Genomic DNA, 20292 nt, shown 5'->3' with positions numbered 1-20292 from the left:
TATGAGACTTTCTTTATATGCTATATTATCAATCTCGCTGCTATTAATTCTCATGCATGTTGCTGCAACTTTTAAGGATTGGAGTGGCTACAGGAAATATATCATAAAAGAGTTAGAGAAGACGTATGATGCTAAAGTGCATATTGGGGGAAAAATTAAAGTTTCGTTGATTACCCCAAAGCTCACTATTTATAATGTATACGTACAATACAACGAAAATAAAGAGCAAAAGTTGTCAGATTTAATTAGTGTAAGAAAAATTGAAATAAGGCCATCGTTCCTATCGTTGTTTTTATTTTCGTTGCAACCAAAGTCAATCACATTGTTTGGCATGAAAAGCAACAAAGAAAATTTACTTAATATTATAAATACAAACGCCAGTGGTAACACAGTCGATATAGTAATAAAAGACAGCCAAGTAAGTTTCAAGAATGATTTCGCTGATATTGTTAACATAAAGGAAGTTGCTGTAAAAAAAAATAAGCAGTTTTTTGGTAAAGTAAAGGTAGGTGATAATAATTACGATTTTTCAGGAAAGGTTAATATCACAAAAAGGAATGTACACATTAGTGTTGAATCAAATTTTGTAAATTTGCTATTTACAGGTAATAGAAATCAAGAAGAACTCCAGGGTAATTTAACATTAACAATTAATAACAGTTCCGGTTCTGTGAGTGATTTAGCAAAAATCATTAATCTTAGCTTTCTCTCTTGTGTTATTCCTAGCGAAAATATCAAGATATCATCCAATATAAGTCTTAATGAAAGTGAGTTTACGGCAACTGACTTAAAAATTGATTCCAAAAGCATGCAAGCCAGCGGTACAATACAAAATGATAGAAAAGGCAATCACACTAATTTCAATATTAGCTTCAGTAAAGTTGACTTAGATTTCATGCAAGATGATTTACAAAAAACAATGAATATGAAGGATCTTCTGGAATGTTTTAGAGCAGTTGTGCCAAAGAACTTGAGCTTAAATTTTAATATGGAAGCTTCTAACATTCAATATCAAAACAAAATATTGGACAATTTCCGTGCTGTACTAAAATCCACTGATGGCAAAGTAAAAGTTAATACGCTTCTTAAATTTCCTGGAATCAATAATATATCTTACTTATCAGGAGAGATCTCAAATAATAATGCCCTATCTGAATTCGACGGTGATTTATTAGTCGAAGGAGGTGATTTTGAGTCATTCATTTCATGTTTTTTCCCTTCTATAAAGATGAAAGAAAACCAGAAAAATCAATTTACACTAAGTTCTAAATTGCACCTTGCACCAAGAATATTATCTATCTCAGACATTAGACTGCTAAATAATAAGGAATCCTTGCAAGGGTCAATTAGAGTAAGCCACACAAAAAAACACAATGTGATCAATGGTGAATTTAGTATGCATAATCTTGATGCAGATAAATATGATCATTCATTATTTAGCAGTTTATCTAAAATGCAATGGCTGAAAAATTTTCAGTATGATGCAAATATAAAGGCCAGTGTTAATGACTTTACATTGAATGATACGAAAATTAAAAATTTGGATTTTTTGCTAAAAATGGAAAAAGGTAAGCTGGTTGCAGATAAAATAAAGCTATATGGAGAAGATTTCGATATTACCGGTAATGCAAAAATATTAGCAGATCAAAAATACGCCAAACCTTTATTAGATGTTAACCTTACGGGCAGTAAATTTAATGGAAATATCTTTAAATTACCGAATTTAGTAGAGGTAAAAAGAAATTCAAGAAATGAGATAGATCAAATTCAATGGTCAACAAAGCAGCTTGATTTTTTGGATGACAAAGAAGGCTTTGATGCAAATGTGCAAATCAATACTACAGAATTTAAAACCGAGCAGAATGTTTTGAAAGATTTTAATTTGGATGCGGTGATTAGAAACAACACTATCACTATCAGGCAGATAAGTTACGTACTAGGACACGGGCAAGTGTTTTTTCAGGGTTATTTAAGATCAGATTCAATGCACACAAAATTTTTCATTTCCAATTTTGACACTAAAAAGATTAGTAAGGTTATAGGAATTGACAATGTAAATGGTCAGATAAGCTTAAGTGGTGAAATCAAAACTCAAGGAAAAAGTTTTCATGATTGGGCTAATAGCTTATCAGGAGATGTAAATTTACAAGCGCAGGGAATAGAATTTACTAATGTGGATTTTAATTCATTTATCACTAATTTGTTAAGCAGTAAGAATAAATCTGAAATTTCCACACTTGCTTATGTTGATATATATAATGGCAAGACATTTTTTGAAAATATTAGCGGAAAAGCAAGTATTAAGAGTGGTATATGTTCAACTAGTTTACAGTTCGGGATTGATCAAGCATCAGGGTCGATCTCTTCTAATTTAACCTTATCTAACTTCGCTTTAGTTTCTATATTCAGGTTCTTTTTCATACCACCAAACTATAGTAATCCAATCTATATCGATATGCATTTGGATGGCCCTATTTGGCGTCCTAAGATGAGTTTTGATGTAGACCAAATCTTCATCGCTCTGGTTGGCAAGAGGAATAGCTAATTTACTTAGGTGTACGATTTAGGGGACAATAAACTCATCTGAACGGATACAAACTTAACCTAACTCATCACCACCTGGCAGTGGTGGCAAGCCAAAAGCTTCTCTTTTTTCGTTGAGCGTCATGAAGCTTGCGTTTTCTACGTATTTCCACAACTTTTGTCTCTTTTCCATGAGAATTTCTATTGCATCTTTGTCATACGACAAGCACAGATCTTCACCAAATCTTGGTATCAGCCAAGAATTCAGGTGACAGATAATATTTTCTAGCGTTGGTAAAACCGTCTGTTCCCAAAGGGACAAGCGTGCTTCGACTAAATTGCTATAAGTGTTATCACCTGGTATGCCAAGCAACTGCGGCGGAACGCCAAAAGCCAGGGCAATATCACGAGCTGAACTGTGTTTGGACTCAATAAAATCCATATCCCTTGGTGATAAGCTCATTTCTTTCCACTCCAAGCCTCCTTCAAGCAATATCGGTCTTCCAGCATTGACAGGACCTGAATAATGATCATTTATCTGCGCCTTTAAGCGTTAGTACTGCTCTTGACTTAAACTTCCACCACTTCCATCTTTCGCTGATTTCACAACTATTGCACCACTTGGTCTTGCTCCGTTTTGCAACATCGCTTGATTCCAAGCACCCGCTTGATTATGCTGATCTATGCTATATGCAGCCGCCTCAATTGGTGATAACCCATACCAATCATTCAAAGGGTTAAAGGTCTTTAAGTGCAACACTGCTGAACGTCCGGTTAGTTTATCAACTTTAAAGTCATAACTGTTGTTATTTATGGTATAACGATAGATATAAGGAACGTTATTTCTCCCTGGAACAATTTCAACCCTATCGGGGCGCAGAAGATAAAGCTCTGTTGGTGGTTTTCTACTGTTCTGCGACTCAACCATCAATATATAAGAATTGCCGTTAACTAACCGATAAGTTACAATCCCCTCAATAAATTCCGATTTTGATGTCATTGGATTAGGAGAATAAAGTAATTTCAGTAATGGATGGGCTTTTAGTTGCGATTTTCCCTGGTCAGTAAGCTGGCAGAGAGTAAAAGGTACCGAAGATGCAGCACTTGCAATCATATTGATTGCTCGAAAGGCAATAACATTTTTTATGTAACCTTCCTCAGCAAAACTTACATAATCACGCTTACTCCAACTTGGCTCCATCATTAGTTGCAAAGCAGAGTATTTAGTAAATACTGCGCTTTTCTTTCTTTGAAAAATGTTGAAATTCATATGTGCCTCCTAAAAAATTGAATTTGTGGTAGAATTATATCAATTGGTGTCACAGGAAGGATATACTAACGTACGAACATTATGTTTGAGAGCAATCTCTACACAGTAGTTAAATGGCAGGCACAATAAGGGGTAGCAAAAAGAATGAGCTTTTTTTTTGAGCTGAGCGAAGCCACCTAAGGTAGAAAATGAATCAGGAAGGAGTAAAAATATAGTATCTGTTCAGAGGAGTGGCTAATGTGCAAATATTGAAGCAAAGTGCGTGACACACAGCTATATGAACATTGCAATATGGCACATAGTAAACGATGTCATTCCAGTGCTTGACACTGGAATCCAGCTTTTTCATAATCATCAAAACGTTGTATTTTAACATAAAACGGCTACTTTTATGCTTACCAACTTAATAAAATTCCTGGATCCCAGTGTCAAGCACTGGGATGACATCATAGGGGCGCTGGAATGACACCCTGACAACCGTCATCCCGCTACTTGTTAGCGGGATCTAGAGATACCGCGAATGAATCGCGGTATGACGGTTCGCGGCGGCATGACGATAAGGTTTATACCTTGTCATCCCAGTGCTTGACACTGGGATTGATTTATCTTGTCTACCTTATTTTGCCACTCCGCTGAACGGATACCAACAAATGGTGTCATTCCAGTGCTTGACACTGGAATCCAGATACGATTTCATCATATAAATCTTTCCATTCTTGATTTGTTTTTTCAATTAAGTTTATTTTCCATTTTCTCTGCCAGCTTTTTAGAAGCTTTTCTTTACTAATTGCTAAATTTATGTCTTGAAACTCCTCAAAGTAGACTAATTTACTAACATTGTACTTTGACGTGAAACCGGAAATGGCTTTGCTTTTATGCTCCCAAATTCGTTTGATTAAATTTGATGTTATACCTATATACAGGGTTCCATTTCGTTCACTTGCAAGTATATAAACATAATAACTTTTCATATATAGTAACCTGGATCCCAGTGTCTGGGCACTGGGATGGCACCATTTATTGTAAGGACTTACCTCACATTTACTCTATGATTATCTTTTTAGATCACCTTGTCTACCTATTTTGCCACTCTGCTGAACGGATACAAAATATATTTAATGTTTATATGATGTACTTACTTATAAATGTCTTTTCTGTGTCCTATCTCTGTGATAACCACTTCATATTTTATAATATTTACGGAATAGATAACGCGATAATCACCTACCCTTAATCTTTTTTGTCCTTTAAATCTGTAATATAATGACTCACCAAGGTTCAACTGTAAGGCGCTTATTTATCGCATTTATGATCCTTAATCTTATTGTTTTTGGAAGAGCTGGAAGGTCTTTCTCAAGAACGCTTTCTATGAAGATAATATTGTATTCCAGTCTACATCCTCACTTCTAATTTTCTTCACACCTGAAACATTACGTCTAGCAGCACGCTCAATTAGTATTTTATCTTCCTCATTTTCAATTGCTTCTTGTATTAGCTTCTCTGCTAGTTCTTTAATGGACTTATTTCTTATTTTAGCCAGTCCAGCAAGACACTCTGAAATTTCGTTGTTGAAAGTTATGCTAAATTTTGAGTTTGCCATATATTTTACCTAAAATCTACTAATAATTATACAACATTTTTCTGAATTTTTCAATAAAAAAAGTTGCCTATACGTAAAGAGGACCTGTGTTGACAAATAATTAAACATTTGTCATGTACTATGTTTGTTAAGGAGAAATAGCATAGAAGTTAGTATTAAGTATATTAGGAATAAGGAAGGCTGCGCTCAGTGTCACACACTGGAATAACAGGAAAAAACGAACTGCTATACTAAAAAAAAAGAAATTGAACATGACAGAATGGCTAATATCTAATCAGCTTATTGATTATAATTGTGCTGTAAAATCTATGGAAGAGAAAATTCAACAAATTCACAATAATTTAGCAGACGAATTGGTATGGCTACTCCAGCACCCTCCACTTTACACTGCAGGAATCAGTGCAACAGCTGATGATATTGTTGAAAAACTATTTCCCATATATAAAACAGGAAGGGGTGGTAAACACACATATCATGGTCCAGGACAGCGCATTATATATTTAATGTTAAACCTTAAAAAAAGAAACAAATGCGATATAAAGCTATATATTAGAGATCTAAGTAAGTGGATCATAAATGTTTTAAAGCAATTTAATATACTTGGAGAGTTTAGAGAAGATAGAATAGGCATTTGGGTAAACCATAACGGAGTAGAAAAAAAAATTGCAGCTTTTGGTATCCGTTTAAGAAAATGGGTAACTTATCATGGCATAGCGCTTAACGTCTTTCCAGACCTCTCTCACTATAAGGGTATTATTCCTTGTGGGTTGCAAGGTTATGGCGTCACGTCAATGGAAGAACTAGGAGTGAAAGTTCCACTCTCTGAATTGGATGATATACTAAAAAAAGAGTTTTATAAGATATTTTAATGATTGTTTATCTTTTATATTTCATTCTCACTTTATGTGCTAACACAAGTATTCATGCAATCGACCAAGTTGATATTATTGCTCCTTCTTCGAAGGGAAAAGAATCAGATCTGACTACTATAAAAGAATATGTAGAAGCTTTGGATTTTAATCCCCATATTTCGGAGAAAATATATAGGAGGTTGTCCACAAACCAAGGAATACGTAGTATATAAAGAAAGAATATTGAGGTAAGAGATGAGGAAAAAATATCCAACAGATTTAAGTAAAAGGGAATGGGCAAGAATAGAAAAACACTTCAGAGTATCGTACAAGAAAGGAGGAAGGCCACCAAAATACAGTAAGTGTGAGATAGTAAATGCAATTCTTTATATACTGCGCACAGGATGTCAATGGTGCTATTTACCACACGATTTTCCGCCGTGGAAGGCTGTGCATGAACAGTTTAGAAGATGGAAAAAGCAGGGAATTTTTGAGAAAATGAACTATGATATCACTAAATATAGTAGGTCAAAAATGGGAAGAAATGAGGAGCCGAGCGCATGCATAGTGGACAGTCAATCGGTAAAAACCACGGAAAAAGGGGGGTCAAAGGTTATGATGGTGCGAAAAAGGTAAAGGGGAGAAAAAGACATATAATCACAGATACTCAAGGATTTGTGCTTGGTTGCTATGTAGGAGCTGCAAGCGAAAATGACAGAGATGGGGTGAAGATGGCATTGGACGATATGAAGGAAAAATACAGCAATATTAAGAAAATGTGGGCTGATATGGGATACCAAGGAAAATATTTAAAGGATTACGTAAAGAGAGAATATGGGATAGATATTGAAATTGTCAAAAGGCCTCCATGTAGGTTTTGGGTGCATAAAGATACACCACTAGAACTATTGCCACAACGGGATCCTGGATTTTCAGTACAGCCGAGAAGGTGGGTGGTAGAGAGGACTTTTGCTTGGATCAATAGAAATAGAAGGCTATCAAAGGAGTACGATTTACTTACAACATCTACTGAAAGTTTCATATATCTGGCTATGAGTAAAGTTATGTTAAGTAGGGAATATGCTTGATTTACTGGTTTGTGGACAACCTCTAGTAATGATAATCCATTTTATTCCAACTCTGATGAATTCAGAGCAAATGATTTGATTAGTGCACTAACTAATGATAGTAAAATAATCTGGTGTATCAGAGGAGGAGAAGGGGCTTCTCGGTTAATTCCCTATCTAGAAAAGTTACCCAATGATAAAAAAGAAAGGATTGCTCAAAACAAAAAAATCCTCATAGGCTATAGCGATATAACTGCCTTGCACATCCATCTACAAGCTAAATATGATTGGCAAACTCTTCACGGCACCATGTTGGAAATGATAGTAAATAACTCCGTTTCTGAAAGCTCTGTTGAAAAATTGAAAGAGTTAATTCTTAACAAGCGGGATTCTATCAGATTTGATAACCTAAAGACGATAAATAATGGCATTAGACTAAAAGATGGCAGATTAGAGTCTAAAATCATCGGTGGTAATATGACTCTAGTTGAAAATAGTATAGGAACCGCTTGGCAAATAAATGCGAAAGGTAAAATTCTATTTTTAGAGGACATAAGAGTTTACCCATATGCAATAGAGCGCAGTTTAGATCACCTAAAACAAGCCCACATCTTTGATGGAGTACATGCAGTAATCTTTGGGGATTTCGTTAACTGCTATAACGATAACCTTGTTGAAGTTGTAAAAGAAAGGTTTGCAAAAAGTGTTAACTTTCCTGTATTTACAATAAAAGGGGTAGGCCATGGACATACAAATGATCCTTTACCTTTTAACACTCACGCTATTATTAGCGTTCAAGACGAAAAAGAAGGTTTGTTTTTTATGGACGTGCAAAATGTTAACTACACATAGCTGATAGCTCACTAGGCTTCTTTTGAAATTGTTAAGGTAATTGTCATCCGAGTAGTTGACTACTTGGATCCAGTTTCACCTTATGATGGTGTCATGAAAGTAGCTGACACTGGTTCCTTTATGACGGCAGCACTTTCTCCTGTCATCCCAGTGCCCAGACTACTTGGATCCAGAAAAAAGGATGATGTCATTCCAGTCTGGAATGGCTTTGTTGCATCGCTAGCTATGATGGATTAAAGATAAAAAAGGTGGAGAATATCAGTAGCTTATTATTCTGGTATTTATAACAAGAACGGTCAGTGAATACCTAAATTTGAGTAAAAGAAATTTCACTACCACTCACTAATCCGGCTAAAATTCAAGAATTTCAATGCTTTAGCTATTTTCAATAGAATTAAATTTATTAATATAAATAACAAATTACTATTCTTAAATTTGATCAGATTGATTGCAAAAAAACAAGATTTTCAATAAGTTGCTTATAATCCTAATTATAGTTAGTCTTTCATAAGTAGCGATGCAACAAAGCCCAACCGATCTAGTGAATAGATATAAATCTTATTAATTTTTCCTTCTGCTACTTTATCACGTAAATTCTTTAAACCTTCACGCTCTAAATTTGACCCTCTACGGCCATCGTCAGTGAATACATATTCTTCCAATAACTCATGTCCATCTACAGCAATTCTATGCTTAAGCTCTGCAATTTGGCTCTCTATTGTATGATCCCGCACTTGTCGGTCTGATGAAACTCTTGCATACAAGGCCACCGTTATCATCTTTTTCTACCTCCTTTTCGTTGTTTCTTTTTACTGAATACTTTAGTAACTGCTCGTAAGCTTCTGATAAATGTGTATGGTCCCAGAGTATGATGGTAAGGATTAAGTATAAATAAATCAGGAAATTTTGTCCACTGAGAACATACAAATTCAAAAGGGGTAAGACCCTTAAGAGTTTTGAGTCTTTTAGCGTAATTGTAGGCTATAACGAAGCTATAAAGGTGCTCTTTGAGTTGCTGGTGTGATTTGTAGTAATACTTTTTAACTGTAGCATCTTTTAGCGTCCTATTCATACGCTCAACTTGCCCATTTGTCCAAGGATGGCTGATTTTTGTTAGACGATGTTCAATGTCATGTTCTTCACAAACTCTATCAAATATGTGTTGAAAAGCGTGTTTATGACGTTCTTGATTGGTAAATTGTATACCGTTATCTGTCAAAATAGTATGGATTTTATAGGGCAAAATTTTGATCAAATTACGCAAAAACTCAGCAGCTATTGGTTTTGTGGCACTGTTATGAAGCTCGACATAGGCAAATTTGGACGTTCTATCTATGGCAACAAACAGGTGCAACTTTCCTTCTTCTGTTCTAACTTCTGCTATATCAATATGCTACAGGATATTGTTTGAACCTCTTTTTTGCTTTAACTTCACCATCGACATCTGGTAGTCTGCTAATGTTATGTCTTTGCAAACAACGATGTAAATTAGAGCGGCTCAAGCGTGGGATAGAGGCTTGCAAAGCATAGAGGCAATCATCTAATGGCAATAGTGTATACTTACGAAATGCAACAATTATCGCCTCTTCTTCCTTGGTTAAAACAGTTGATCTTGGTTGTTTTGGACCCATTGTAGCATTTTGCGTAAATAAGCGTTTTTTCCATTTCACAATAGTTTTCGGGTTGAGATCATAGCGCTCGGCAAGTTTTGCTATGCTCTCTTTACTATTTTGTATTGTTCTACGCACCGCCTCTGTTGTTTTGGCGCACCCATGTAATATCTGTCCCATAATGACTCCTTAAATGATGATGATAGTATACCATCACTCTCTGGGACTGTACATCTAGATCTCAATCTGCTGATTGCGGTGTAAGTTAAATATTATGCTCGACTTATTATACCAAATGAGACTATACTAAAATAGGTTATTTAATAGATGTAGGTTATGAATCGAGCAATAGAACAATTATTTGATGCAGTTAGCAATGGTGATTTAAATGGAGTAAAAGAGGCTTTAGAAAAGGGAGCTGATGTTAGCGATGGAGATATTGGGTATCTACTCATCTATGCTTCGCTTTGAGAGAAGGATATATAGAAATAGCAAAACTTCTCATTGAAAATGATGCTAATGTTAAAGATGGTGGCAAACAGGCTCCTCTACACTTGGCTGCAGTGAAAGGTGAAATAGAAGTAGCAAAACTTCTCATTGAAAATGATGCTGATATTAATGCTAGAGATGATGACGAACGTACTCCTATATACTATGCTATGATATACAGTAACATAGAAGTAGCAAATGGTGCTAATGTTAATTCTGGAGATCGTAACAAACATACTCCTCTACACCTGACTGCAATGTTCAGTAGAATAGAAGTAGAAGTAGTAAAACTTCTCATTGCAAATGGTGCTAATGTTAATGCTAAAGGTGATGATGAAAGAACTGCTCTGCAAATCGCTGTAGGAGGTCGCAATACGGGTACAGCTAAATGTATCATTGAATATACATTATTACAGAACTTCAATGCTGAAAAACCAAATTTTCTTAACGGTAATGCAGCGTTATCAAGTTACTGGGATAAGTGTAAAGATGAAACTACACAAATGAGCACATATGTTATTGGTAACATTCGCAATAGAAATATATCCATTAATGATTTTCTTACAGAAAAAGACGATGTGAAGTTAGTTTCGTATGTGGGAAATGAAGGCATTATTCTCCAATTACAAGAATTACAATCAAATGGCTACAAAGAGTTTCCAATATTTGCTGATTTGCTTAAGGATCGAATTCAAAGTAGAATTACAGAAGGAGAGAGAAAAAAGTGCTTGTATGATAGAATCGGAAAACTTGAATTTAAACAATTACCGCCTGAGTTAATGAACATTGTGAATGAAAATTTAGTAACCGTTCACACAATGGCGTCAACTTAAGGAAAAATATCAGCGATAGTGTATAAAATTTCTCTCTAAATTTTTTATCATTAAATTATCCAAAGAGTGCAAGAAACAGCACTTTTGTTTCTATTTTATTTCAACAAAAAAGTTTAAAATGTGTCTTTTTTAGGTGAGGCATGCAAAAAGGAAAAGATCTTATCTTACAAATTAAAAATGCAATATACTCGAAAACTTTTCAGAAAATCCATTGTGTTGAGTTTTACACGAACAAGAAAACTTCCTTTTTCGACAGTATTTTCTATGATTTTAAAGTTAGTTAAAAAAAGTTTGGGAATAGAATGTGAACTTATGGAGCCATTGACATGTACCCTCAAAGCAAGCTTTTTCTAAAGCAAGGTATAAGATTTGCCATACAGGCTTTCAAGAATTTAAGCATCCAAACAGCCTATCAGGATGAACCTGAGTTGGAGAGGCTATAGACTTATTGCAGCAGATGGTTCTGGTATGAGATTACCCAGCTCTGGGGAAATTGTATCCGAGTTTGAACCAAATGGAAACTGACCTTACCCAGAAAAAGTGGAGAGAAAGTTTGGAATGTTTTTCACAAAGAGAATGATGAATCAAAATGCTCAGGAATGCAATAGTTAATAGTGACGTTGTTTGTTATAAAAAATTTCTATATATTCAAATATAGCAGTTTTGATATGCTGTTTAGAGTGCCGAGAGGTGTCTATTGGTAACTCCCTTTTTAGAGAACTGAAGAAGCTTTCCACAACAGAATTGTCGTAACAACAACCTTTATGACTCATCTATGTTTTTTATGGATAAGAGATATTGATAACCTTGCGAAGTATATTGTGAACCTTGATCACTATGTAATAGTAGATTTTTGGCAGGTTTACGCTTGTTAACGGCCATTAATAAAGAGTCCATAACCAATTGTTTATTTATTGAACTGCTCATTGACCAGCCAACTACCATGCGTGAATATAGATCGATTATTGTTGCCAAATATAGCCATCCTTCTTTGGTTTTTATATAAGTAATCCCATACTTTATTTGGTTGATCGACAATAAAGTTTTGGTCTAATATATTGGGAGCTACGACTCTACTGTCCGTTTGTTGTTTCTTAATTTTAAATTTTCTTCTCAATATAGCCTGAATACCATTTTTCTGCATAATACTTTGCACTGTTTTTAAGTTGCAACTTTTACCCAAAGCCTTTAATTCAGCATGAATTTTAGGAGCTCCATATCTACATTTAGAAGCTTGATATATTTTTTGAATATCTGCTAATAACTCTTTATTTGCTGATTCTCTACTGCTTATTTTCCTTGTAGTCCACTTATAGTAGCCACTAGCAGAAAACCCTACATAATTCCTGCACTTTATAGTGTTTACTATGCTCTTTTATGAAAAAATATTTTACTCTTTTTGACTGGCCAGGGCTTTTTTTAAAATGTCTCTTTCTCTTGTTACTTTTGCTAACTCTTTCTGTAAATCAAATCTCTCTTTGTCATAAGGTGCTACATCTGGAAATGCATTTGCCGCTGACTTTTTTTCGTTATATTTCTTCATCCATTTTCCTAATACACTATCCCTTATTCCTAGATCTCTTGCTACTTTTGCAACTGGTTGACCTACCTTTCTTTGTTCATTTGCCAGCTTAACAGCTTCCAATTTGAATTCTGCCGTATATTCTCTTGCCATTTCTAATCCTCCAAAATTTTATTTTACCCGAAAAAACTCCTTTCTTTCTCTCCACTTTTTCTGGGTAAGGTCAGTCTACAGTGCCCAGACACTGGGATCCAGGAAACTTAACTTTACACCAGGTGAATGTACAATAAGAACTGGATTCCAGTGGGCTTTGTTGCATAGCAACCGAAAAAATCTGGCAGTTACTGACAAAATTCATTATAAAATAGCCATTCAACTGTTGAAGAAAAAATATGCCACAAAAAATGAGAGTCAGTAACCAAAACGAATATAACAAATTTCTAGAAAAAAGAGGAAATATTTTTCATTATATCAACGAAGCCATAGAAAATTGGTATGAAATTGGGCCAAAAATGCAGGGTGGCAACAATATTTACAGCAATAAAGTGGTGATTTTGATACATATAATAACCCATCTATTCAGAATAGGTTTGAGGCAAACAGTTGGATTTATAGCAGGATACCTTGAGCAAATTGGGAAAAATTTGCAAGTTATCAGCTATTCTCAGGCTTCAAGAAGGTTTAAGAAACTTAATGTTAAGATAAATGATTACAGAATTGATAAAAATAATATGGAAGATATCGAAATTGCTATAGATAGTACAGGTATCAGCATTTACAACAATACCCCTGGTCACAGCAAGGAAAATAGCGCTGACAGAAAATATCGTGGCTATGAACAGACAAGAAAATTGCATGTAATGTTGAATATAAACAGCAAAAAAGCCATAGCTGTAAAATACAGTAATGGCGTTTACTCTGATCACTATGGAACTTGTGATTTGCTAAAAGAAGTTCATGCCATAAAAGCACTATATGCAGATAGAGCATATGATAGGCACAAGTTTTATAAATTGTGTAACGAATATGATATAAAGGCAAAAATTCCACCAATAAACAATGCGGCAGAACATCCAGAAATAGATTATATGTCTGACAGAAATGCTGCTATTAGGTTAATAAAATTATACGGTGAAGATGGCATGAAAGAATGGAAAAAAGAAATAAATTATGGAAAAATCTTATATTGAAGGGTTTTTCTCAAGATTAAAGCAAATATTTGTTTAGCTGAAGTAAATCGTGAAAAAGAATTGCTAATTAAATGTTATTTACTTAATCAATTTACTGACATTGGTATGGCTAAATTCGAAATGGCTACATGAATTTATCGTAAATTACTACCAGTATAAGGTGCGATGCAACAAAGCCATTCCAGACTGGAATGACATCATAGGGGCACTGGGATGACAAAAAAAGGAGCACTGGAATGACACCCTTCACGGGCTTTTAAATTACTTTAGCTATAAACATTAAGAAATTTACCAAATAAAAAAAGGCAAAAGAAGCCCTAGTCATTGTCTATTTTCAGTATTGGCGTTTTTTAAGTCTTAAACACTGCAATTTAGCTGCTTTTAAATGCAACTCATCTTAGTTTAAATGTTTAAGAAATTTACTAAGCAGAAAAAAAGGCAAAAGAAATCCCGTATTAGCTAGTTGTCACTCTCTAATCCTGCAAATTGGCGTGCTATACTGTCTTAAACGCTTTATAAGCGCGTTTCAGCTTATATAGGTAAAAACCCAGAAATGTTGTGAAGACGTAGGGTGCGCATAGTGCAAAAAATTAAAAATAAGACGCCAATTACGTAATACTGTTGTCGTTTAATCTGCACAGATTGAAGATAAATGAATACCTTCAGTTTCATGATAAGAGGGCTGGCAAAGGGTGTCAAGTAAGTTTTTTCGTTTCTACCAGCTACTTGGATGACACCACATAAATTAATAAATAGGAAAATTACTACAAATCCTTTCAACTTTAGCTTTTACTGCTTTTTCGACACTTGAGCTATTTCCGCTGATTAATCCTTGAATTACTTCATTTATTAGACCAGCTATCTCTTTAAAATTTTCTGCCTCAAGTCCGCGTGTTGTCTCAGCAGCGGTGCCAAAACGGAGCCCTGAAGTGATGGTCGGCTTTGCTGTATCAAATGGTACAGAGTTTTTATTACAGGTAATACCGGCTCTCTCAAGGCTATCTACAACGTCTTTTCCAGTTAATTTCTGCGATCTTAAGTCAACTAGCACTATATGAGAGTCAGTGCCACCAGTTATAATGTCAAGTCCATGCTTTTGCAATTCTTGAGCCAGCACTTTCGCATTTTCCACGACTTTCTTGCTATAAGTCTTAAACTCTGGTGCTAATGCTTCTTTAAATGCAACAGCTTTTGCAGCTATCACATGCATAAGTGGCCCGCCCTGCAATCCTGGAAAAACTGCAGATTGAATTTTTTTGTGTAATGCTTCATCATTGGTCATCACTATTCCACCACGAGGACCACGCAAAGTTTTGTGAGTTGTGGAAGTCATAACATGTGCATATTCAGCAGGGGATGGATATTCGCCCGCTGCAATAAGCCCTGCATAGTGAGCAATGTCTACAAGCAAATAAGCACCAACTTTATCTGCAATTTCGCGAAAGCGTTTGAAGTCCATTTTTCTCGGATAAGCAGAAGCACCAGCTATGATCAATTTCGGTTTATGCTCCAGCGCCAGCTTTTCTATCTCATCCATATCCAGCAAGTAAGTGTCTTTATTCACTGTATATTGAATTGACTTAAACCATTTACCAGAAAGGCTTGGTGCCGCACCATGAGTTAGATGCCCACCGCAACTCAGTGACAATCCAAGTATTGTATCACCTGGAGTAAGCAGTGAAGCAAACACTGCTTGATTTGCCTGAGAACCAGAGTGAGGCTGAACATTTGCAAATTTTACACCAAACAACTTACAAAGTCTTTCTATAGCCAGACTTTCAACTTTGTCCACATGCTCACAACCACAGTAATATCTTCTGCCTGGATAACCTTCTGCGTATTTATTAGTCAGAAAAGAGCCTTGTGCCTCCATTACCGCTTTGCTTGCAAAATTTTCTGATGCAATTAGTTGCAGTTGTGATCTTTGGCGTTGCAATTCTTTTTCTATAGACTGATAAACCTCGTTATCAAAAGACTTTAAACTATTTTTAGAGCCACAGATTTTTTTTAAAACACTCATCATAGATCAAACCTCGCTTTAATTTTAAGATGCACAAGCAATTTTAAGACTGCTTATCCTGCTTTTTTAACCATAAGAGCCCAAAAACAGCTATTAGCAAACATACAGGAATAATAGATGTTGCTTTTATCAGCAATTCAGCACTATACACAGGATTTCCTTGTATCACTGTCCTATCCTAACACAAATCTATTATTTTTGCGATCCCAGTGTGAAAAAAATAGCCAAAAACCATGACTATCATATTTGACACAGCTGTAGTTAATCCTATTAAGTTATTATTTACATAACTTAATGCTTTGTACAGTGTTACTATTTGATATCCAGAAGCGAAACCTATAACAAGAAGTGCAGGCAATACAATATACAATCCGCCAGCCTGTGTAAAAAGTAAAAGGAAACTAGCAATCATTGCAAAGGAACAGACAATAATAACTTCATAATGTCTATTTGGATATTTTTCTAATATGTGAGCAAAAGAGAGCAATCCAGCTGCAAATCCTACATATATAACAGAAGAAATTGAAGACGCTAGATCACCGGCCATTTGATATACCTCACATAAAAAAGCTTTTGTCCAAGCATCAGCAAAACCTTCTAGTGGACCTACCATTAAGCCACCAAAAAAACTAATTAGAATGATATATTTATTGAAAAGCACAGTTTTTAGATCCTTCATGCTAATTTTTTCTTTTCGAAAGTCGTAAGCATTGTAAGGAATAACTAAAAATAAAGATAAAGCGAGTAAGAAACCAAACCCTGAAAGAATATAAATTACGTAATTCCAACCAAACTCATCAAGCAAAAGTTCTATTGGTAGACCACCATATATTGCCCCTAATAGCCCTATAATAACAGATATGCTTGCCATTTTTGCTGATTTTTCTCGCGGAAAATACATACTGGCAACTTTAAATACTCCTATTACTGACGCAGACGAGCCAATCCCAACAATTATTCTACCTAATACTGAATAATACCACTCATCAAAGCACACAAGAGGTAATGTTCCAATAGATACCAAGACAGCACAAATAGGTAAAACAATTTTTGGACCGAATCTATCAAAACAAAGACCAACAGGGATATGAACTAGTGTAAATCCCACATAGTAGAGACCATTAAATTGCCCTTGTATCTTGTCAAAAGCATCTAATGTTTTAAGCTTATGCATTAGATGGAGAAGGGAAGAACTTTGTAAATTGCCCTAGATACAAAATCTGTGTTTTAGAAAAGAGCTCCCTTCTCAAAAGTAGAGGCTGGACGGTATCGTAGAAAGACCTAAATGGTTCTAATTCTGTATTCACAAGGTTAGCCTTACTTTTCATTTTAAATGGTAACGTATGAGGTTATATATGATCAACAACTTTTTAGGTATAGACATATCAAAAGATCGCTTTGATATTTTTCTCTCATTTATAAGTAAAAAAGGAAAACGTGAAACTAGGAAAAGGAGCTTTAAGAACGATGATCATGGGTTTCAAGGTCTGCTGAGCTTTCTACAAAAACATAATATAGAACAAGTAAAAGCCTGCATGGAAGCTACTGGTTGTTATAGTGAAGCTCTGGCTGAATTTCTACACAATGCTGGACATTTTGTTAGTGTTGTAAATCCTTATTGTATTAAGTCTTATGCAAGGAGTAAGCTTGTACGACAAAAGAATGACCAGATTGATGCAGAGATTATTGCAGATTATTGCCAAAGACAGGAACCAACTCGCTGGACACCACCTTCTTCTGAAAAGAAAAAATTAAAGCATCTTTATCGTTGCTCAGCTGCATTAAAAGATGGATTAACATTCGTAAATAATCATTTAGAAAAGAAGGAGAGACTGCCTGAAGAAGTTGCAAATGCTTGGGAAAACCTTGCAGTGAACATAGAACAATCAATAGAAACAATAAAAAACTCCATACGTGAACTATTAAAACAGCACAAAGAGTTGTTGGAAAACTTTCAACTCTTATTGACTATTCCAGGAATAGGAGAGGAATCAGCAATAGCTATTTTAGCTGAAATTCCTGACATAAAAGCTTTTATAAATGCCAGACAATTGGCAGCATATGCTGGAACTATACCACGAAATATAACATCAGGATCATCTGTATATGCCAAGCCCAGATTAAGTAAATCAGGTTCACGAACATTGCGTAAGGCAATATATTTTCCCGCTATAGTAGCTAAAAATCACAACCCTATTATTGTGATTTATTGCGAGAGGTTAAAAGAGAAAGGCAAGCATAATATGGCAATTGTGGGAGCTGCAATGCGTAAGTTACTTCATGTAGTTTTTGGTGTTTTAAGTTCAAAAAAGGCCTTTGATCCAGATCATATCAAGAACTATAGAACTAGGAGGTTGACTGAAGTTTAAAATCAAAAATTGAATGTAGTTGGTTAGTGAATATGTGTACCACTATAACTCTTTAAACTTAAACTAAATTCAACTTTTTTCGGCAGCCCACCAGGAAAAAAAGATATCTGTCTTTCCTCTAATTGTGTAATCACAAACTGTCCTAAAAAATTACCTAAACTATCTACTAAAGTGTGTGGGATCTGATCTTTTTCAGCTTCTTTCATATTCTTTAGTTGATTTAGCCCCTTAAGACTATTAAGGTAAATGGTTATTTCTAGCTCTATATTTTCTACTCCTTGTCCTATGTTTTGAAGTGACGGCATTACATCAATACATTCAATTACGCTCCAGCGATTCTTTTTGTTATACTTTAAACTTGTTGGAACAAACTTATATGGACCAAAAGATAACATTTTTATATTTTTCTCGTTGACTTACAAGACGGTATCTAAGAGGTTGTCCACAAACCAGTAAATCAAGCATATTCCCTACTTAACATAACTTTACTCATAGCCAGATATATGAAACTTTCAGTAGATGTTGTAAGTAAATCGTACTCCTTTGATAGCCTTCTATTTCTATTGATCCAAGCAAAAGTCCTCTCTACCACCCACCTTCTCGGCTGTACTGAAAATCCAGGATCCCGTTGTGGCAATAGTTCTAGTGGTGTATCTTTATGCACCCAAAACCTACATGGAGGCCTTTTGACAATTTCAATATCTATCCCATATTCTCTCTTTACGTAATCCTTTAAATATTTTCCTTGGTATCCCATATCAGCCCACATTTTCTTAATATTGCTGTATTTTTCCTTCATATCGTCCAATGCCATCTTCACCCCATCTCTGTCATTTTCGCTTGCAGCTCCTACATAGCAACCAAGCACAAATCCTTGAGTATCTGTGATTATATGTCTTTTTCTCCCCTTTACCTTTTTCGCACCATCATAACCTTTGACCCCCCTTTTTCCGTGGTTTTTACCGATTGACTGTCCACTATGCATGCGCTCGGCTCCTCATTTCTTCCCATTTTTGACCTACTATATTTAGTGATATCATAGTTCATTTTCTCAAAAATTCCCTGCTTTTTCCATCTTCTAAACTGTTCATGCACAGCCTTCCACGGCGGAAAATCGTGTGGTAAATAGCACCATTGACATCCTGTGCGCAGTATATAAAGAATTGCATTTACTATCTCACACTTACTGTATTTTGGTGGCCTTCCTCCTTTCTTGTACGATACTCTGAAGTGTTTTTCTATTCTTGCCCATTCCCTTTTACTTAAATCTGTTGGATATTTTTTCCTCATCTCTTACCTCAATATTCTTTCTTTATATACTACGTATTCCTTGGTTTGTGGACAACCTCTCAGGGTTTTATACTAGGTTGTTACGTAGGCGCTGCTAACGAAAATGATAGAGATGGTATTAAAATAGCATTAAACAATATGAGAACAAAATATACTAAAGTTAAAAAAATGTGGGCTGACATGGGATACCAAGGAAGAAATTTAAAGAATCACATAAAGGAAGAATATGACATAGATATTGAAATTGTTAAAAGGCCTCCATGTAGATTTTGGGTGCACAAAGATACGCCACCTGAGCTACTACCAACAAGAGAACAAGGGTTTAAAGTACAGCCAAGAAGATGGGTTGTAGAAAGGACTTTTGCTTGGGTTAATAGGAATAGAAGGCTATCGAAGGAGTATGATTTACTCACAACATCCACTGAGAATTTCATATACCTAGCTATGAGTAGGGTTATGTTAAAGAGGGAATATGCTTGAATTTACTTGTTTCCGGACAACCTCTAAGATTTAACAAATCTCTGCGTTGTAAAGCTGGATTTTTTGACGGAACTGGTGGTGCTCCATCACAATCTTTCTGTCGATTTATAGATGCATAAGTAGGATCCACTTCCTCATCATCTGATTCTTCATGTGACATTCCCTGCACACGTGGTACTACATTCAGTACACTTGAGATAGCATTTCCTGCTTCTTCAGGCGATGGTGGATCTTTTAGTGTTATCTTGCTATTTTCACCTGTTTGTTCGTAAGAAGTTAATTTTACTGTTGATTTTTCGACTGACCCATGCATATTCACTCCAAAG

The 20292-nt window shown here is 35.3% G+C and carries 23 protein-coding genes and 7 pseudogenes; 13 read left to right on the top strand and 17 right to left on the bottom strand.

The window, feature by feature from the left end; all coding sequences use genetic code 11:
* Position 1: 1 nt before the first annotated feature.
* Positions 2-2545: an AsmA-like C-terminal region-containing protein gene (locus AAGD70_RS06640; RefSeq protein ID WP_065094783.1), complete on the top strand. Its 2544-nt coding sequence runs from the start codon at positions 2-4 to the stop codon at positions 2543-2545.
* Positions 2546-2599: 54 nt separating this feature from the next.
* On the opposite strand, the pseudogene AAGD70_RS06635 reads toward AAGD70_RS06640, so the two are convergent.
* A pseudogene (locus AAGD70_RS06635) lies at positions 2600-3793 on the bottom strand (phage portal protein).
* A gap of 492 nt (positions 3794-4285) precedes the next feature.
* Here AAGD70_RS06635 and AAGD70_RS06630 point away from each other — a divergent pair.
* Entirely contained in the window at positions 4286-4429 is a 144-nt protein-coding gene (locus AAGD70_RS06630; RefSeq protein ID WP_156518011.1) for a hypothetical protein, read from the top strand.
* 20 nt (positions 4430-4449) lie between these two features.
* On the opposite strand, the gene AAGD70_RS06625 is transcribed toward AAGD70_RS06630, so the two are convergent.
* The 3 genes from AAGD70_RS06625 to AAGD70_RS06615 all read right to left on the bottom strand — a co-directional run bounded on the left by AAGD70_RS06625 (position 4450) and on the right by AAGD70_RS06615 (position 5393).
* Positions 4450-4764, bottom strand: coding sequence for a GIY-YIG nuclease family protein (locus AAGD70_RS06625; RefSeq protein WP_064085789.1), 315 nt, complete (start codon positions 4762-4764; stop codon positions 4450-4452).
* 164 nt (positions 4765-4928) lie between these two features.
* Positions 4929-5075 carry a type II toxin-antitoxin system RelE family toxin gene (locus AAGD70_RS06620; RefSeq protein WP_245611038.1) on the bottom strand — a complete coding sequence of 49 codons (147 nt, stop codon included), beginning with the start codon at positions 5073-5075 and terminating at the stop codon, positions 4929-4931.
* A gap of 84 nt (positions 5076-5159) precedes the next feature.
* Entirely contained in the window at positions 5160-5393 is a 234-nt protein-coding gene (locus AAGD70_RS06615; protein WP_012673333.1) for a DUF6290 family protein, read from the bottom strand.
* A 251-nt stretch (positions 5394-5644) separates the two neighbouring features.
* Between AAGD70_RS06615 and lipB the strand changes: the two genes are divergently transcribed.
* From lipB to AAGD70_RS06590, 5 genes and pseudogenes are all read left to right on the top strand, one after another.
* Positions 5645-6262, top strand: coding sequence for a lipoyl(octanoyl) transferase LipB (lipB, locus tag AAGD70_RS06610; protein WP_065094782.1), 618 nt, complete (start codon positions 5645-5647; stop codon positions 6260-6262).
* A pseudogene (locus AAGD70_RS06605) lies at positions 6262-6438 on the top strand (LD-carboxypeptidase); the annotation flags it as partial. The gene lipB and the pseudogene AAGD70_RS06605, both read left to right, overlap by 1 nt.
* 61 nt (positions 6439-6499) lie before the next feature.
* Positions 6500-7332 (top strand): IS5 family transposase gene (locus AAGD70_RS06600; protein ID WP_341814070.1). Its coding sequence is split into 2 segments (ribosomal slippage): positions 6500-6866 and positions 6866-7332, totalling 834 coding nucleotides; the frame shifts between segments, so codons are not numbered across the junction.
* A 9-nt stretch (positions 7333-7341) separates the two neighbouring features.
* Entirely contained in the window at positions 7342-8163 is an 822-nt protein-coding gene (locus tag AAGD70_RS06595; RefSeq protein WP_245611092.1) for an LD-carboxypeptidase, read from the top strand.
* Between the two features lie 93 nt (positions 8164-8256).
* Entirely contained in the window at positions 8257-8400 is a 144-nt protein-coding gene (locus AAGD70_RS06590) for a hypothetical protein (RefSeq protein WP_341814082.1), read from the top strand.
* Positions 8401-8660: 260 nt separating this feature from the next.
* Here AAGD70_RS06590 and AAGD70_RS06585 read toward each other — a convergent pair whose 3' ends face one another.
* Together AAGD70_RS06585 and AAGD70_RS06580 are read right to left on the bottom strand one after the other, a co-directional pair.
* Complete coding sequence (locus AAGD70_RS06585; RefSeq protein ID WP_065095156.1) at positions 8661-8942, bottom strand: recombinase family protein; 282 nt, start codon at positions 8940-8942, stop codon at positions 8661-8663.
* A pseudogene (locus tag AAGD70_RS06580) lies at positions 8939-9953 on the bottom strand (IS481 family transposase). The gene AAGD70_RS06585 and the pseudogene AAGD70_RS06580 overlap by 4 nt, the downstream one beginning before the upstream one ends.
* 156 nt (positions 9954-10109) lie before the next feature.
* On the opposite strand from AAGD70_RS06580, the gene AAGD70_RS06575 reads away from it, so the two are divergent.
* The 3 genes and pseudogenes from AAGD70_RS06575 to AAGD70_RS06565 all read left to right on the top strand — a co-directional run.
* Positions 10110-10244: a hypothetical protein gene (locus AAGD70_RS06575; RefSeq protein WP_255356258.1), complete on the top strand. Its 135-nt coding sequence runs from the start codon at positions 10110-10112 to the stop codon at positions 10242-10244.
* A complete protein-coding gene (locus AAGD70_RS06570; protein ID WP_065095155.1) occupies positions 10241-11095 on the top strand; it encodes an ankyrin repeat domain-containing protein in 855 nt (284 codons plus the stop codon). Before AAGD70_RS06575 ends, AAGD70_RS06570 begins: the two co-directional genes overlap by 4 nt.
* Before the next feature lie 140 nt (positions 11096-11235).
* Positions 11236-11614, top strand: a pseudogene (locus AAGD70_RS06565) (IS4 family transposase); the annotation flags it as partial.
* Between the two features lie 89 nt (positions 11615-11703).
* Here the strand turns inward: AAGD70_RS06565 and AAGD70_RS07860 are convergent.
* The 5 genes and pseudogenes from AAGD70_RS07860 to AAGD70_RS06545 form a co-directional block, all read right to left on the bottom strand.
* The gene (locus AAGD70_RS07860) at positions 11704-11868 is read right to left on the bottom strand and encodes an IS3 family transposase (protein WP_081600772.1); all 165 of its coding nucleotides are present in this window, start codon (positions 11866-11868) and stop codon (positions 11704-11706) included.
* On the bottom strand, positions 11858-12133 hold the full coding sequence (locus AAGD70_RS06560; RefSeq protein ID WP_082942384.1) for a DDE-type integrase/transposase/recombinase: 276 nt from the start codon (positions 12131-12133) through the stop codon (positions 11858-11860). Before AAGD70_RS06560 ends, AAGD70_RS07860 begins: the two co-directional genes overlap by 11 nt.
* A gap of 124 nt (positions 12134-12257) precedes the next feature.
* Positions 12258-12338: pseudogene (locus tag AAGD70_RS06555) on the bottom strand (hypothetical protein); the annotation flags it as partial.
* A gap of 147 nt (positions 12339-12485) precedes the next feature.
* Positions 12486-12770 carry a transposase gene (locus AAGD70_RS06550; protein WP_038198869.1) on the bottom strand — a complete coding sequence of 95 codons (285 nt, stop codon included), beginning with the start codon at positions 12768-12770 and terminating at the stop codon, positions 12486-12488.
* Positions 12771-12840: 70 nt separating this feature from the next.
* Complete coding sequence (locus AAGD70_RS06545) at positions 12841-12975, bottom strand: hypothetical protein (RefSeq protein ID WP_341814081.1); 135 nt, start codon at positions 12973-12975, stop codon at positions 12841-12843.
* Positions 12976-13009: 34 nt separating this feature from the next.
* Here AAGD70_RS06545 and AAGD70_RS06540 point away from each other — a divergent pair, with 34 nt between their 5' ends.
* The gene (locus AAGD70_RS06540; RefSeq protein WP_174525418.1) at positions 13010-13807 is read left to right on the top strand and encodes an IS5 family transposase; all 798 of its coding nucleotides are present in this window, start codon (positions 13010-13012) and stop codon (positions 13805-13807) included.
* Positions 13808-13931: 124 nt separating this feature from the next.
* Here the strand turns inward: AAGD70_RS06540 and AAGD70_RS06535 are convergent, their stop codons facing one another.
* The 3 genes and pseudogenes from AAGD70_RS06535 to AAGD70_RS06525 all read right to left on the bottom strand — a co-directional run.
* Positions 13932-14057 carry a hypothetical protein gene (locus AAGD70_RS06535; protein ID WP_255356265.1) on the bottom strand — a complete coding sequence of 42 codons (126 nt, stop codon included), beginning with the start codon at positions 14055-14057 and terminating at the stop codon, positions 13932-13934.
* 495 nt (positions 14058-14552) lie between these two features.
* Positions 14553-15830, bottom strand: a complete 1278-nt coding sequence (gene glyA / locus AAGD70_RS06530) for a serine hydroxymethyltransferase (RefSeq protein WP_065095441.1) — start codon at positions 15828-15830, stop codon at positions 14553-14555.
* A 40-nt stretch (positions 15831-15870) separates the two neighbouring features.
* A pseudogene (locus AAGD70_RS06525) lies at positions 15871-16959 on the bottom strand (MFS transporter); the annotation flags it as partial.
* A gap of 223 nt (positions 16960-17182) precedes the next feature.
* Here AAGD70_RS06525 and AAGD70_RS06520 point away from each other — a divergent pair.
* A complete protein-coding gene (locus AAGD70_RS06520; RefSeq protein WP_065095215.1) occupies positions 17183-18196 on the top strand; it encodes an IS110 family transposase in 1014 nt (337 codons plus the stop codon).
* 23 nt (positions 18197-18219) lie between these two features.
* Here the strand turns inward: AAGD70_RS06520 and AAGD70_RS06515 are convergent, their stop codons facing one another.
* Both AAGD70_RS06515 and AAGD70_RS06510 read right to left on the bottom strand, forming a co-directional pair.
* Positions 18220-18591, bottom strand: coding sequence for a phage tail protein (locus AAGD70_RS06515; protein WP_065095214.1), 372 nt, complete (start codon positions 18589-18591; stop codon positions 18220-18222).
* Positions 18592-18653: 62 nt separating this feature from the next.
* Positions 18654-19486, bottom strand: a protein-coding gene (locus AAGD70_RS06510) for an IS5 family transposase (protein WP_341814070.1) whose coding sequence is annotated in 2 segments (ribosomal slippage) — positions 18654-19120 and positions 19120-19486 — 834 coding nt in all. Because the reading frame shifts where the segments join, the coding sequence is not laid out codon by codon here.
* Between the two features lie 51 nt (positions 19487-19537).
* Here AAGD70_RS06510 and AAGD70_RS06505 point away from each other — a divergent pair.
* Positions 19538-19966 (top strand): annotated as a pseudogene (locus tag AAGD70_RS06505) (IS5-like element ISWpi1 family transposase); the annotation flags it as partial.
* Here AAGD70_RS06505 and AAGD70_RS06500 read toward each other — a convergent pair.
* Positions 19941-20279 (bottom strand): hypothetical protein, encoded by a 339-nt coding sequence (locus AAGD70_RS06500; protein ID WP_065095291.1) that lies wholly within the window; start codon positions 20277-20279, stop codon positions 19941-19943. The pseudogene AAGD70_RS06505 and the gene AAGD70_RS06500 overlap by 26 nt on opposite strands.
* Positions 20280-20292: the final 13 nt, after the last annotated feature.

Source organism: Wolbachia endosymbiont (group A) of Nomada flava, from assembly GCF_964027055.1.
In the GTDB taxonomy this organism is placed as follows: domain Bacteria; phylum Pseudomonadota; class Alphaproteobacteria; order Rickettsiales; family Anaplasmataceae; genus Wolbachia; species Wolbachia pipientis.
Note: the sequence above shows the minus strand (reverse complement) of the source record. Positions and strands in the feature narration are given on the sequence as shown.

Excerpts from the sequence above, each read along its gene's own strand:
- AAGD70_RS06640 (WP_065094783.1), top strand. The coding sequence starts at position 2 with ATGAGACTTTCTTTATATGCTATATTATCAATCTCGCTGCTATTAATT.
- AAGD70_RS06625 (WP_064085789.1), bottom strand. The coding sequence starts at position 4,764 with ATGAAAAGTTATTATGTTTATATACTTGCAAGTGAACGAAATGGAACC.
- AAGD70_RS06615 (WP_012673333.1), bottom strand. The coding sequence starts at position 5,393 with ATGGCAAACTCAAAATTTAGCATAACTTTCAACAACGAAATTTCAGAG.
- lipB (WP_065094782.1), top strand. The coding sequence starts at position 5,645 with ATGACAGAATGGCTAATATCTAATCAGCTTATTGATTATAATTGTGCT.
- AAGD70_RS06590 (WP_341814082.1), top strand. The coding sequence starts at position 8,257 with ATGAAAGTAGCTGACACTGGTTCCTTTATGACGGCAGCACTTTCTCCT.
- AAGD70_RS06585 (WP_065095156.1), bottom strand. The coding sequence starts at position 8,942 with ATGATAACGGTGGCCTTGTATGCAAGAGTTTCATCAGACCGACAAGTG.
- AAGD70_RS06575 (WP_255356258.1), top strand. The coding sequence starts at position 10,110 with ATGAATCGAGCAATAGAACAATTATTTGATGCAGTTAGCAATGGTGAT.
- AAGD70_RS07860 (WP_081600772.1), bottom strand. The coding sequence starts at position 11,868 with ATGAGTCATAAAGGTTGTTGTTACGACAATTCTGTTGTGGAAAGCTTC.
- AAGD70_RS06550 (WP_038198869.1), bottom strand. The coding sequence starts at position 12,770 with ATGGCAAGAGAATATACGGCAGAATTCAAATTGGAAGCTGTTAAGCTG.
- AAGD70_RS06545 (WP_341814081.1), bottom strand. The coding sequence starts at position 12,975 with ATGAATTTTGTCAGTAACTGCCAGATTTTTTCGGTTGCTATGCAACAA.
- AAGD70_RS06540 (WP_174525418.1), top strand. The coding sequence starts at position 13,010 with ATGCCACAAAAAATGAGAGTCAGTAACCAAAACGAATATAACAAATTT.
- glyA (WP_065095441.1), bottom strand. The coding sequence starts at position 15,830 with ATGATGAGTGTTTTAAAAAAAATCTGTGGCTCTAAAAATAGTTTAAAG.
- AAGD70_RS06520 (WP_065095215.1), top strand. The coding sequence starts at position 17,183 with ATGATCAACAACTTTTTAGGTATAGACATATCAAAAGATCGCTTTGAT.
- AAGD70_RS06515 (WP_065095214.1), bottom strand. The coding sequence starts at position 18,591 with ATGTTATCTTTTGGTCCATATAAGTTTGTTCCAACAAGTTTAAAGTAT.
- AAGD70_RS06500 (WP_065095291.1), bottom strand. The coding sequence starts at position 20,279 with ATGCATGGGTCAGTCGAAAAATCAACAGTAAAATTAACTTCTTACGAA.